The 14,275-nt window shown below is 37.3% G+C and carries 11 protein-coding genes; 4 read left to right on the top strand and 7 right to left on the bottom strand.

Annotated elements, in window-relative coordinates; translation table 11 throughout:
- The 3 genes from CBM24_RS20155 to CBM24_RS20165 all read right to left on the bottom strand — a co-directional run bounded on the left by CBM24_RS20155 (window position 1) and on the right by CBM24_RS20165 (window position 3,162).
- Window positions 1-837, bottom strand: a complete 837-nt coding sequence (locus CBM24_RS20155) for a phytoene/squalene synthase family protein (RefSeq protein ID WP_075994923.1) — start codon at window positions 835-837, stop codon at window positions 1-3.
- Between the two features lie 4 nt (window positions 838-841).
- Window positions 842-2,320 carry a phytoene desaturase family protein gene (locus tag CBM24_RS20160; protein WP_088162472.1) on the bottom strand — a complete coding sequence of 493 codons (1,479 nt, stop codon included), beginning with the start codon at window positions 2,318-2,320 and terminating at the stop codon, window positions 842-844.
- Between the two features lie 200 nt (window positions 2,321-2,520).
- Window positions 2,521-3,162, bottom strand: coding sequence for a MarR family winged helix-turn-helix transcriptional regulator (locus tag CBM24_RS20165; RefSeq protein ID WP_088162473.1), 642 nt, complete (start codon window positions 3,160-3,162; stop codon window positions 2,521-2,523).
- Window positions 3,163-3,442: 280 nt separating this feature from the next.
- Between CBM24_RS20165 and CBM24_RS20170 the strand changes: the two genes are divergently transcribed.
- Window positions 3,443-5,905, top strand: coding sequence for an outer membrane beta-barrel family protein (locus tag CBM24_RS20170; protein WP_088162474.1), 2,463 nt, complete (start codon window positions 3,443-3,445; stop codon window positions 5,903-5,905).
- Window positions 5,906-6,106: 201 nt separating this feature from the next.
- Window positions 6,107-6,616, top strand: coding sequence for an STM3941 family protein (locus CBM24_RS20175; RefSeq protein ID WP_088162475.1), 510 nt, complete (start codon window positions 6,107-6,109; stop codon window positions 6,614-6,616).
- 84 nt (window positions 6,617-6,700) lie between these two features.
- Here the strand turns inward: CBM24_RS20175 and CBM24_RS20180 are convergent, their stop codons facing one another.
- The 3 genes from CBM24_RS20180 to CBM24_RS20190 form a co-directional block, all read right to left on the bottom strand.
- On the bottom strand, window positions 6,701-9,049 hold the full coding sequence (locus CBM24_RS20180; protein WP_088162476.1) for a TonB-dependent receptor: 2,349 nt from the start codon (window positions 9,047-9,049) through the stop codon (window positions 6,701-6,703).
- Between the two features lie 242 nt (window positions 9,050-9,291).
- The gene (locus CBM24_RS20185) at window positions 9,292-10,512 is read right to left on the bottom strand and encodes a TCR/Tet family MFS transporter (RefSeq protein WP_088162477.1); all 1,221 of its coding nucleotides are present in this window, start codon (window positions 10,510-10,512) and stop codon (window positions 9,292-9,294) included.
- 124 nt (window positions 10,513-10,636) lie between these two features.
- Window positions 10,637-11,509: a helix-turn-helix domain-containing protein gene (locus CBM24_RS20190; protein ID WP_088162478.1), complete on the bottom strand. Its 873-nt coding sequence runs from the start codon at window positions 11,507-11,509 to the stop codon at window positions 10,637-10,639.
- Window positions 11,510-11,721: 212 nt separating this feature from the next.
- On the opposite strand from CBM24_RS20190, the gene CBM24_RS20195 reads away from it, so the two are divergent.
- Both CBM24_RS20195 and CBM24_RS20200 read left to right on the top strand, forming a co-directional pair.
- On the top strand, window positions 11,722-11,901 hold the full coding sequence (locus CBM24_RS20195; protein ID WP_088162479.1) for a lmo0937 family membrane protein: 180 nt from the start codon (window positions 11,722-11,724) through the stop codon (window positions 11,899-11,901).
- Between the two features lie 38 nt (window positions 11,902-11,939).
- Window positions 11,940-13,136, top strand: coding sequence for a GAF domain-containing sensor histidine kinase (locus CBM24_RS20200; RefSeq protein ID WP_088162480.1), 1,197 nt, complete (start codon window positions 11,940-11,942; stop codon window positions 13,134-13,136).
- A gap of 92 nt (window positions 13,137-13,228) precedes the next feature.
- On the opposite strand, the gene CBM24_RS20205 is transcribed toward CBM24_RS20200, so the two are convergent.
- Window positions 13,229-14,257: an aldo/keto reductase gene (locus CBM24_RS20205; protein WP_088162481.1), complete on the bottom strand. Its 1,029-nt coding sequence runs from the start codon at window positions 14,255-14,257 to the stop codon at window positions 13,229-13,231.
- Window positions 14,258-14,275 lie beyond the last annotated feature (18 nt).

Below are 14,275 nucleotides of genomic sequence, written 5' to 3' on the forward strand. Positions count from 1 at the left end.
TTATAAGTAAGCAGCTTTGTAACGCAGATAACTTTTTAAAGCAACATAGGCTTTTTGCGCATTTGGTATCCTCACCCTGCTTTCCAAAATCTCCTTTGAGGACTTTTTTCGAATCTTCGAAAACAGGGAAAGATAATATTTGTAAGCCAGATAAACGCCAAATTTTGCCGATGCAGGCAATTTTTTAATTCCCAAAAGCGCTTCCTTAAATTCGCTGTGTATCTCATCCTCAATCTGGCTTTTGAGTGCATTATCAAAGACAGTCATATCCAAATTCGGAAAATAGGTACGACCAAGAACATGGTAGTCGTCTTTAAGATCCCGCAAGAAGTTTATCTTCTGGAATGCAGAGCCCAGTTTCATAGCGTAAGGTTTTAACTCCTCATAACGCTGTCTATTACCTTCTGTAAAAACCTGTAAACACATCAATCCCACCACTTCAGCCGAGCCATAGATATATTCTTTATAGCGTTCAGAATTATAGTCGACTTTATTCAGGTCCATTTCCATGCTATGCAGAAATTGGCGGATTAGCTCGACGTCGATAGCATACTTATGTACCGTTTCCTGAAAAGATTGTAATATCGGATTTAATGAGATACCTTCCTCTAAAGCACAGTTTGTCTCGAGATATAACCGCGCCAACAGCCGCTTCTTATCATATCCATGAAAACTGTCCACGATTTCATCAGCCAATCGTACATAGCCATAAATCGCATAAATGCTCGCCCTAATGCTGGGCTTGAGTGCCAAAATACCGAGCGAGAAACTTGTACTATATTTTTCAGTTGTTTTTTTGCTTACTTCATAAGCGAGTTCATCAAATAGCTTTTTCATGGTCTTATGTTTTACGATATAATTCAATGGCTTCTTTGGCAACAATTTTCCCTGATAAAATGGAGGGAGGCACACCGGGACCAGGAACCGTTAGCTGACCTGAATAAAAAAGATTATGGACTTTCTTATTTCTGATCTTGGGTTTCCATACTGCTGTCTGTTTCAATGTATTTGCTAGTCCATAAGCATTTCCCCCGTAAGCATTATAATCGCTGATAAAGTCGCTTACACAGTAACTCCTCTTGTATACAATCTGTTCATATAAGTTTTTTGTACCGGTATGCTTTTCCAAACGCTTTAACATCTTAATTAGATATTTTTCACGTGTTTCATCATCATCCGGGATAGCGGTCGCCAAGGGCATTAATAAGAAGAGATTCTCACTGTCTGCAGGAGCAACATGCGGATCCGTTTTGGATGGACAACATACATAGAACAGCGGATTTTGAGGCCACTTTTTTTCACCATAAATACAGTCGATATGATCATCCAACGGGTGCTCAAAGAACAGTGTGTGATGCGTTAGATTTGGAATGGACGATTTCATCCCTAGGTAATAGATCAAACTTGAGGGTGCAAAGGTCCTGCTCTTCCAATAATCGTCATCGTAGTTTCTCAACTCCTTGGCAAGTAGTGTTTCGATATGGTGGTAATCGGCCGATGCAACCACGAGATCAAATGGATGATTCACACCATTAACAACTAATGATGTGATCTTATTCTTTTCAATATTTAACGCATCAACATTATGATCAAAATGGAAAGTGACACCTTGTCTCTCCGCTACTTGCTGCATCGCCAGTACTAACTGAAAAAAGCCCCCTTTGGGATAATGGGTTCCAAGCGCATAACCGCCGTAGTTCATCAGGCTATATAATGCCGGAATATCCTTGGGTGAAGCGCCCAAAAATATAACGGGGAATTCCATCAATGTCCGCAATCTTTGGTCCTTAAAATATTTGGCAACATAGGATCTAAAATTAGAAAGCAAATCTAGCTTAAAAGCACTAAGTGCAATTTTTGGAGAGAGAAATTCGCCCCAATTGTGACAGGGTTTATTCACAAAATCCCGCATGCCGACTTCATACTTAAATTTTGCAGCTTCCATAAATCTATCCAACTGCGTACCAGCCCCAGGTTCGATCTGTTCAAATAATTGTTTTAACTCCTGATAGGATTCAGGTACACGAATCTGTCCAGAGTTAAATATCATTTCAAATTGTGGATTGAGTGATACAAGTTCAAAAAAATCAGCAGTACAACACCCAAAATCTAAAAAAAATGATTCAATGATGTCAGGCATCCAGTACCAGCTCGGTCCCATATCAAATCTAAACCCTTCTGTCGTACTAAACTGTCTCGCCCTTCCACCGGGCTGCGTATGTTTCTCAAAAACATGCACATCGTATCCTGCCTGCGCAAGATAGGCCGCCGCTGAAAGACCCGAAAAACCTGCACCAATAACTGCTACCTTCTTTTTCATTTTTGTTTATTTTAACTCCCTATGCAAGGGCAACATCCAGATGGACCTTCCATTACCGCAATGGACAATGTGTGCATTAAAGTATCTTATTATATCCATAATTTGATCTGCCTATTAATCATCAGATTTCGGAGGCGACTTTTTCAAAAAGTGTAAAAGACAACAAAAAGCCAGCTATTCCTATTACACTTCGGACTGAATTATAACTTCACTTGTTCCAGCAATTTATCAGGTGCAATATTTCTATCATAGATTAATTGATGAAATTTGCTCAATTTATCCAATAGACTTATCAGTGTTATTTTTTCATTGTAGGTCAAATCACCTGAAACAATCTGGGTAGCATGACGTATTTTTCCCATTTGTCGATCCAACGCCGATAAGCCATTTTCTGTGATATAAAGCACCTTACTTCGTCGGTCTTGCTCTGAATCTTGCTGACCGATCCATCCTTGTTTGATCAAACGATTTATAATCGCCATGCCGGCGGGCTTTTCATGAATATTCCGCCTGATCAATTCCATTTTTGTCATCTCGCCAAACGACCTTAAGGTTATAAGGTATATAAACTCCTCTTGTGTAGAAAAATCAGATTCCAAAATAGCTGCCTTTGAATAACTTTTTGCAAACCTATTCATATGCACTATTAATGTGCTGATCACACTCTCTGGACTACGCCCATTTTCCTTACCGTCCCATTCAGGTTCGACCAGAACATCGGTTTCTTTTGCCACTACCCAACGTTTAAATCCATCCGCGTCGGTACTGTAGATTCCATCTACGTTCTCCTGTTCAAATTCCTCTACTAATACAATGATTTCTCTTAAAAGCTGATATTTCATACACTTTATTTAGAACATAAATATACCATATTTGTTTTAATTATTTTAAAAAAGAAAATTTTTAGAATAAATATAGACTATAAATCTTATCTACTCTTGATTTTTACCAACTGAAACTCATATCGGGCAGAGACTTGCTTTTACTTATAAAAAGACTTTTGTGCCAATTGGTAATCGCTTTTATTATAAATCGTGCAACATTTTTTTCCTGAGCTCGACTAACCTATAGTCACTAACTGCAAACAATGGTCATCAAACTTTGCACAAGAACCTTAATTACATGAAAGTCTTAAAAAAAATTGCCCTACTCTTCCCATGCCTGCTTCTTTTCGCCATAGCTCATAGTTCATCTAATAGGATTATCCTTTCGCGCATCGATTCAACCTTTACTGTTACGGGCAAAGTAGTCGATTCTCTTACAAAAGAACCCGTTCATTTAGTTTCAATATCCCTGGTGGATCATCAAAGTAGCAGCACCCCTATCAAAACAGTGGTGACAAATGAAAGCGGAGACTTCCAATTAACCTATAGTCAGCGCTCATTTTACCTAAAAATCAACCACCTTGGCTTTCAGCCTCAGATAAAAAGAATCGAAACGCCGAGCGGAAGCAATATAGATATCGGTACTATAAGGCTTCATAAGATTGACAATAAACTTGAGGAGGTTGCGATTTCTTCCAAGAGACCTACCTTGGAGCTGATTACCGGTGGGTATAGATTTAATGCGGAAAACAATATATTAGGCAATAGTACAAATATTGCAGAACTGCTCAAGCAGGTACCGGGATTAACCGTTGATGAAATGGAAGGCAAATTACAATTGCTCGGAAAGGGAGCTACTGTATTGATAAATGGTCGAAAAGTCAATTTGGGGGGGCAGGATTTATTGAACTACCTGAAATCTCTACCGAGCAACGAGGTCTTGTCTGTTAATGTGCTTACCAGTCCAGGCGCAGCATATGATTCCGCAGGAGACGGAGGTGTGTTAGATATCAGACTTAAGAAAAATTCCAATTTAGGCTTCTTTGGGTCGGCAAGTACAAGTGTTTCTACCCTTTGGGGAACGGACCAATCGCTTAATTTAAATCTAAAAAAAAGTAAGTTTGAAATTTCATTGGGTTATAATTTTTCATATAGTGAAAATTTGCATAAACGAAACGATCTTATAAAAAACTATTTCTTACCTGATTCTAGTTATCTCTATAGACAAGAACAGGTTAGTGAAAGATCCCAAAGGACACATTCCATGAAAATCAATACACTTTATACTATTGATTCAACAAGTACACTCTCTTTTAATTATTGGTACGCCAGCTTTTATGGTAAATTTCCAAATGAACGAGACGCCACGATCTATAATCGGAAAGATGAATTTCAAAGGCAGCTTAAACAGCGGGACTTCATGTTTTTAGACAATAATTTCCATATCGTCGATTTGATCTACGACAAAGATTTTAAAAAGAAAAACAAGCTTTCAATCGGCCTGAATTATTCGAAATACTCGAATGAGAATAACACTTCATTCTGGAGAAAGGCATATGATTTTTCTAACACGGAAATAAATTCCTCAGAAAATGATAGCAGAAATTTTATTATTACGAGACCATATGAAATCTGGACCTTCAATACAGATTACAAAACTAACATCGGAAAGGGTACGGATCTAAAATTTGGTGTAAAATATGCCCGTGCAAATACAGAAAGCTTCTTTAAGAATCTGACCACAGATGGAAATATCGTCGGAGGAGAAGCAAATAGTGAAAATAAGGTTCAATATAACGAAAATATACTTGCTGCTTATTCTTCTCTGAGTGGTAAATATAAACACTTCTCCTTCGATGTAGGCTTGCGACTAGAATCATTCGATTATAAGTTACGATCCCTTTCAACTGACGAACAGATTAAAAACAACTATCTTAATCTATTTCCCAACTTTAATGTACGTTATGATTTCGAGGACCTTAAAAACAGCATTGCTTTATCGGGGAACAGAAGAATCGAACGCCCTGGTTATAGTATGCTCAATCCATTTGCGGTGACCAATAATCCTATCTATTTTACCAACGGTAACACACAGTTGAAGCCATATTTTGCAAATAGACTAGATTTGCAATATTCACATAAGTGGAATACCAACCACTCACTGATCTTTTCTTTATATGGAAACTTCTCGAAGAATATGTTTACCTATATCTCAAGATATAATGAGGAGGTTGGAAGTCCAGAGTTTAACTATTATAATGATTATAATCTAAACCAGATTGGAGCTTATGTCATGTCGCAAAACAAATTTGGAAGCAGCGTGAATGTCAGTACATATTTATCGGCCCAACGACCGACTTTCAGATCGAATAATACAGCAGATATTTTGTTACCTGGGATTGTCAACTTTAGTGGGTCGATCAACACCTTTATTAATATTCTGCCAAAGACTACTGTTCAAATACTCGGCTTTTATGCTTCGAAAAGAAATAGTTTTCAAATGCAATATGGGGGAACAGGATATATCACGACGGGTTTACAACAAAAAGTGCTTCGGGACAAGTTAAACATATCCCTGACGATTGAGGATATTTTCAACTTACAAAAAGCACCTATTTCCAGTTTAGGCAATGTGATTAGCATTGAAACAGTGAATAAATTGAAGTCTCGCTATGCAAAATTGAGTTTCAGTTACAATTTCGGAAAAACCTTCTCCGCAAAACAGACCAAAAAGCTGGAAAAAGATTCGAGGATAGATTAACCCATCAATACGTTAATCGTCAAAGATGATTCGTGAAGCATAGTGCTGGATTTACTTGAGTTTAGAAAATAGCTTAAATACAGATAGACGTCAAGATACTGCGAATTTAAAACGATTCCACACGAATTGAAATTCGCATGAAAATTTAAAAAGCGTTGTTTTTAACTTAGTCAGATAAAGATGTGAAAGAGAACATTAATTATGAACGAGACTATCATAGAATTCGATAACAAAAAACGTCTGAAATTGGCGCTATTTGGCTTACTGTTGACGATAGCGGCTTTGGCATTTGCTTACTATATTTTCTTTGTCGCTGAAAAAATAAGAATTTTCCCTGGAGCATTGATGTTGACCTTAGGGGGCTTAGGATGTTATTGTCTAATTGGCGGAGTAAAAAGCCTATTTGTTAAAGATCGGACTGGCCTAATATTGAACGCAAATGGCATTCGATATCATGGTACGCCAGTAGGAATAAAGGCTGGGACTGTAAAATGGACTGCTATTCAATCTGTCTCGACAGGAATGGCCCATGGCGTCCATTTTGTTTTTTTGAAGCTACACCATCCCGAAAATTATATGCAGCATTTCTCTCCACAAGTACAACAACATGTACTCGAAAATGGAATAGCCGTTTCGGCAGATCAACTTTCGCTTGATTTCAATACACTCAAAAAATTGATAGAAGAGTATTATGAGCGGTATAAGCGATAATAAGAGGGAAAAGACTCGCCATAAACAAGCCCCTATAAAAATCTTACAGGGGCTTGTTTCTATTAATCGTATCAAATTGTTGTATTACAAATCCAGTTGAATACCTAAATTCGCTATTGTTCCGCTTCCTTTTACATAATAACGGCCTTCATTTGTAGCTCCCCTCACCTCCGCGTGCAGTGGAAAATAATCATTATTAAGGATATTATTAACTGAAAAAATGAACGCCAGATTCTTTAATTTGTAGCGTGTTTGGAAATCCATCAGACCATAGCCGGAAATCGGATATTTGCCATAATTATATTCAGAAGGTTGAAACACATCGCGTTTCCCCAAATGTAAATACTGCAGATAGACATTCCACCGATCTGTCAATTTGAAATCTGCATTGATATTTACTTTAAAAGGTGAAATAATGGAATTATCCAATTTATCCTTATATTTTCCCTCATTTTTCAAATCTTGTCTACCATCCATATACCCGAGTATAGTACCAAACTTCAACCATTCAACAGGGGTTACATCGACTACAAATTCCAAACCATAAATACGTTGAGGCACCTGAATCAGTTCATAATTACCTGGCGTTGAAGTTTCTGCGAAAGTACTACCCTTTTTGGAAGAGCTATAGTACCCGGTCAATTGGTAACTTAACATAGCATAGGTTCCATTTAGTCCCAACTCAAAATTATTGACAACTACAGGCTTCGGATCAATTTGACTCAAAGGTACTCCATTCCGTAATACAAGTCCTACATCGCCGATAGAATACCCTTGTGAAAATGATACAAAGGGCTGCAGGTATTTTAATTTATTATACCTTCCTGCCAAGTTGAATACAAATGAGTTTGAGTTGCTCTTATCTCCAGGAGTGACTTTCCCTGCTTTTGTTAGATCTCCTACCTTGAAATCCAAGTTTTCGTATCGCACACCACCTTTTAAGATCCAATATTCAGCCAGGTTAAACTTACTTTGAAGGTATAGGGCGCCACTTTTCATATTCATGTCGGGTGTCACTAATCCATCGTCCAACGTTTTTTGAACCGTGTGATCCTTTAAAAGATCTACTCCATAAATTAAAGTTACCTTATTGCTGTTGGATAGATCAAAGGGCGTACTAAAATTTATTCTGGCTCCCTTATGATCAGAATATGTTTGGTTGTAGCTTTCAAATACCGTGTTCATATCTTCATAATACAGACTCATATTTGCTGAGGTTCTACCAAAGTTACCATCATACTTTACATGAAAAGCTTTATTGTAAGGTGTCCCACCGTTAATCACTGTATCTGAAGGTATCCCTATAGCAGGTTTACTGCCAAACTCCCCCTTGGTGCCAACATATTTACTATCCTGAACACTTCTATAATAGTTACCCATAAGTTCAACACGATGATTATCGTTAATCTGATAACCAATCTTTGCTAAGGCATTATAACTTTTTGTCTCGCCCAGGCCATAAAATGGACTTACAATGGTACCATCGGAGCTACGTACCACACCTGTTCGCGCAATCTTTCCTTGCACAACATAATCAAACTTGTCTTTCGATCCAGAAAATACTTGTGCCAAATTATACCCGTATGTTTCATCTGGTCTGACCAAGCTTAGGGAATTATTTAAAGAGGTGGAAGAATGAAAACTCCTGTCTGTCTTTGGCTTCTTTGTTATGTAATTAATTATACCACCGGCGGCACCATTTCCATACATTGCAGAAGCACCATTGATGACCTCAATATGGTCAATTGCGCTAGCGTCTATCGTCTTCATATCTCTTCCGCCATTTCTTAATGGAGTCGATTGAGGAATTCCATCAATAAGTACCAAAAAATTCCGACCACGTATTTTAGCAATAAAATTGTTTTGGCTTTCCTCACTGGGAGAGATACTGGGCACTTTCTGCATTAAAATATTGGGTAGGTTGTCATTTATCAGACGTTGATCTTCTAAGGTCTTACCTCCGATATAGGTAATTGATGATGGCACTTCGTCAATACTTTCAGCCAGTCGGCTCGCCGTTACGACAACTTCATTCAAATGATTTCTTGTTTGCTCCATGACAAAATCTGGGAGCTCGAGGGTTTCCCTTTCCAGTGCGATCTGCGATTTGATTTCTTGAAAACCAATATGCTTTACGGTCATGGAGTGAATGCCTTTAGGAATCTTTGAAAAAATAAAATTCCCTTCATGATCAGTCTTGGCGCTATTTATCCCATCAATATTGATATACACATTGGACAAACCTTTCCCTTCTGAATTTTTCACCTTGCCCTTAATTGTCCCCGATTCTTGATCATTACCATTTTTCTTGACAGCAATCGGTCTTTCCCTTGAAAAACTTATTGCTGGAATTATGGAAAAACTTAAAACCAATAGACTGCTCGCCAATGTTGTTTTCGGGGTAATAAACCAAGATCTTGTTGTTGTTTTCACGTGTTGAAGGTATTTAAAAAATCACTCGTCCTGTCCGCATATTGATATCTGTCTATTTCCAAACCTTTCTATCTGGGAAAGCCTGATCTGAAAAAGATATAATTACTATTTAGACTAATTATTATTAATGGCAAATATAGTAAAGTTAGGAAATACTTAAAGCTAAAAATTTAGAATATGAATCCATTATCGATACAAGTAACAATTTCTCGATTACAGTTGGCAGGCGTTATCCCCTTTTCTTAATGGTTATTATTTCGTTGAAAAACAAAATATATCATAATTCCACTCATGCAAATTAAAATGGATCCCAGAAAAAATGGCACTCCCGAAAATTGAAATAGCGCTTTATCCTGTGTAAAATAATAAAATGAGTTTGTCATTACTGGAGGTCCAATAATAGATGTTGCACTTACCAAACTTGCCAACGCTCCCTGAAGTTCACCTTGTTCATTTGAAGGAATACTCTTGCTAATAATAGATTGCAGTGCGGGTCCACAAATTCCGCCTAAGGAATATGGGATAAGGAAAACAAACATCATCCATCCTTCACTAGCGAATGCGAATAGCATAAGACCGACCGCATAAAAGAATAATCCAAAATATACGCTTTTCTCGTCGCCTAATTTAGGCGTTACCCATCTTATTAGAAACCCCTGTACTAATCCAAGCAATAATCCGAGCAACCCAAGTGATAAGCCAACCGTCCGTTCTGTCCAACTAAACTTATACATGGTAAAGAAATGCCAATTACTCTGCACGGCGTGAAGAGCGATATAGACCAAAATCAAGGCAACAACAAGGCGCGCTATTTTCGATTGTTTTTTCAGAAAATTAAATGTTCCAATAGGGTTCGCACGTTTCCAATTAAATGGTCGTCGTTTATCCTTATCTAAACTTTCCGGCAGGAAAAACCACCCATAGAGAAAATTTACTAGGCATAATAAAGCGGCGGCATAAAAGGGTACTCGAGCACCGTAATATCCAAGTAAACCACCGATTACCGGGCCCAAGATAAACCCCATACCAAAAGCTGCGCCTATTAAACCAAAATTTTTGGTTCTATCTTCATCCGTGGATATATCAGCGATGTATGCACTAGCGGTTGAAATACTAGCCCCAGTCAGCCCAGCAATGATTCTTCCCAAAAAGAGCCAACTGATAGATGGCGCCAATGCTAATAATATATAGTCGATGGCAAATCCAAAAAGAGAAATTAAGATAATTGGGCGTCTACCATATTTATCACTGAGATTGCCCACTATAGGCGCACATATAAATTGTGTAATAGCATAAGCAAAGCCGAGCCATCCTCCATATTTTGCTGCTTCACTAAGGTCTCCATGAATAAGTTCTGCAATGAGTTTAGGAACAACTGGAAGTATAATGCCCCAACCTGTAATATCAATCAACAGGGTAATAAATATAAACCCGATAGCTGCTTTTTTTCCTGTATTTTTCATGCCGTAAAATTAAACAGACGGGAAAAGGAGCTATTGACAATTTAATGGTGTTTACGTACCATTTGAAAGCTAATTCTACTTGAAAATCTGTAAATGCCTTCGATAGTTAAACGAATACCATCTATCACACATTTCGATAAGTTGTTGGTGACAAACCAACAATTCGTTTGAAGTATCTGCAAAAGACGCTTGTTTCTTCAAAATGAAGTTCATTACTAATTTCTTTGATTGATAAATTAGAAGATTTTAATAATGTTTTAGCATGTAGAATTGTGAGATGATCAATCCATTGTAATGCAGATCTTCCAGTTTTCTGTTTGAGGAAAGTTGAAAGATATTGAGGTGTTAAATGTAGTTTTTCAGCGTAAAATACAACACTTCTTTTTTGCCCGGCATACGTTGAAACAAGCAGATAAAATTCATCGATAATCTCATGCGTACGGCTTTTCACCAAATTTTTGTTATTTGGTAATTTAGAATAGACTTCAGAAATCATACTAACTAGCACCATGACGAGATGCCGTAGCATTTGTGTCTTATTGGGACTTGCTTTTTTATGGTAGAAGTTTTGTATAAGGGTCAATAATTCATTTTGGAGTTTAATTTCTTCCGATTGAAGTCTAATAATTGGCTGCCATCTTATTTGATTGTTCATTACAAACTCCCGTAGAACAGGAAATTCTGTAATGAAATCCAATGAAAGACCGATTGTTATAATTTCAGCATCTTCACTCAATGATTTTGTGTCGATCATCACTTGTGGCTGCAAAATAGCAATATCCCCTTTGTTTACTTCATATTCTAAGAAATGGATTTGAGATTTCATAGATCCCTGTACCATAAAACCTAATAATAAACCATCAAATATGCGGCTATGACTTGTATACTTCTTCCCAGGGCCATGTCGTTGACTAAGAATAACTATGCCTTCCGTCTTTTTTGAAAGGTCAAGATTATACAATTGATAGACATTATCCAAAGTTATTAATAGAGCCATGTTCAAATGTCGTTAAAAAAAAACAGCATAACATGTATTTTTCATCACTTTTACCATTTTCCTAAGGGAATCAACGTCCTAAGCCGTAGAAATTGAAGAAAAAGCCGCAATACTAATGTAAAACGGCTTTTTTTTGTAAGTTTTCTTATCAAGTTACAAAATTACGAAACGATTCTATTTAGATATTGTTCTTCAATAAAGAATAATATTATATGGAAGACCTATTATATTCGGTAGCTATTAGCGTAATGATTGTTTGGGCAGTTACTTTTGTGGGAGGATTCATAACAGAAGATTTTATTCATATTCTTTTAATTATTGCAGCTATAGCATTTATATTTCGCGCAATAAAGGGTATTAGTACTTCTAAAGTTCACCAACCTCAACAATAAGTCAAAGCTATTCGTAAACAAATAGACCGGCAATAAAAATGACAATCCCAAACCAATTAAATCAAAATCAATGGTACGATAGGTATACGAAGAAGAGCGACTTCGACTCCTGTCAAAGAATTTTGGAGGCTTTATGTGGCCACACGAAAATGAGGTATGGCATGATACGTAGGAAAATTGGCCGTAAATGGGGGAATTGGTGCGTTTATGACTATCACTCTCAGAAGATCGTCAATAAAAACAGTGAAAACTACGTTAAAATATATCAGGAAATAAGGAAAGGTTTCTCACCTATTTACATTGACGATAGCGAGCAATGTTCTGTCGACGAATGGACACAAGTTCTTCATGAATTCGGTTTAAAAAGCTATATCTCTTATCCCATTATTAACAAAAATAATTCTATTGTTGGACACTTGAGTTTCATGAATGCGGAACCCGTACACTTCGACCCAATTAAATTGGAGACGTTGCTCCCTGTTTGCAGTGATTTGATTGCAATAGATTTTAAAACTGTCATTGAACGTAGAAATACGAGAAGAAAATTAGAACAGGAACTTAGGTATTCCAAAAACAGAGAACTGGTTTTATCGTCCTTGGCCCATGACTTAAATAATCCTGTCAGCATCTTAAAAGTGATTTCGCAATATCTTGGCGCAAACATTAAAGATGAAAGTCAAAAAAAATTAATAAAGAAAATAGAAGAGGCTTCATTACGGGTGAAAGGAGTGATAGATGATATTTTAGATTTCAGTACGATCCGTCTTCAAGGCAGACTAATTAGAATTAATGATCATTACCGTATGGATTCATTGATAAAGCAAATCTTATCGGAATTTGAAGTATTACATAATAGAACGTTAATCGTCAACATCGACCTTCCGGTTGATGTACCTTGTGATCATCAGAAAATGGGGCGGGCTTTCGCTAATTTAATTGGAAATGCTATAAAACATGGTAATCCTCATCAAAATATCGAAATAAATGCATGCATTAAAAAAGAAAATTTTGTTTTTAGTGTTACAAATGAGGTCACCTATCCGCAATATTCAGATCTTAAAGATCTATTTAAGCCTTTCGTAAAAGGAGTCAATAGTAATGGACTCGGATTAGGATTATTTATTGTGAGTGAAATAGTTAAAATTCATAAAGGAAAGATAGTCGTAAATTTAAAAGACAATAAAATTACGTTTAACCTGATGATCCCCATAGATTTAACTAACGTTGTTCAATAATAGAGAATAAACAAATATTTCAGCGAGCATTAGTTGTCGCTGAGATGCTTTATTCAACAGAAAAGGGTGCGCTATTCACACCCTTAGTCTTATCAGTTATGTTGGATATTGGGTACCGGTGCGTGTTCTTCAATAAGTTTATCATGTTTCAACTCTTTCCAAAAGTCGGCGGGAATCTTTGCCTCAAAGGAATGTGCATTTTGCACGGCCTGTTCAGCGGTATGTGCTCCGGGTATAACACCAGACACTGCGTCGGGAGCGGCTGCAAATTGCAATGCTGCTGTACGAAGATCTACAGCGTGATTTTTCGCGACCTGTTGCAAAGCATTTAGCTTTTCTTTAACACCGGCAGGAAACTTCCCATCATAGAGATAACGATCTTTACCCGATAAAAATCCAGCACATAATGGCGCTCCTACAATAATGGAAATATCTCTTTCAGCAACTTTCGGGAAAATCTGATTCAGTTCATCGTCATGTTTAATCAATGAATACTGGCAGGCTGAGAGAAAAATATCTGGATCAGCAACTTCCAATGTCTGTAAGATAGGCGCAATGGTATTAACTCCCAGTCCCCAACCTTTAATAACACCTTCTTCTCTCATCTTAGTCAATTCGGGCATTGCTCCGTGAATAGCTTGCTCAAAATAATGTGTATAGCTGTCTTTCATATCTCCATTGTCAGGTGAAAGATCATGAATAAATACCATATCAATGGAAGATAATCCCAAGCGCTGTAGACTATCTTCGATACTTCTTCTCACTCCTGAAGCGCTATAATCATATTGGTAAGCAAAATTTAATTTTCCTTTCCATAACAATTGCTCCATTTTAAAATCCTCCCGTGGCAACATTAATCGGCCTACTTTTGTTGATAGCGTAAAACTTTCTCGAGGCTGATCTTTTAAAAATAAGCCCATCCTACGTTCGCTGATACCCAAACCATACCATGGCGAGGTGTCAAACAATCGTATCCCTGCATTCCAGGCGGCTTCGACTGCCTTTAAGCATTCGACATCTGAGTTGTGCTGAAATCCATTTCCCAATGCCACTCCGCCAAATCCAGCTTTGTTGGCGGGACGGAATCTTTTCTTTTGTATTAAATTTTCGGTTGTTACCATCTTATAGTATTTTATTAC

Source organism: Sphingobacterium sp. G1-14 (genome assembly GCF_002196555.1).
Lineage (GTDB): Bacteria > Bacteroidota > Bacteroidia > Sphingobacteriales > Sphingobacteriaceae > Sphingobacterium > Sphingobacterium siyangense.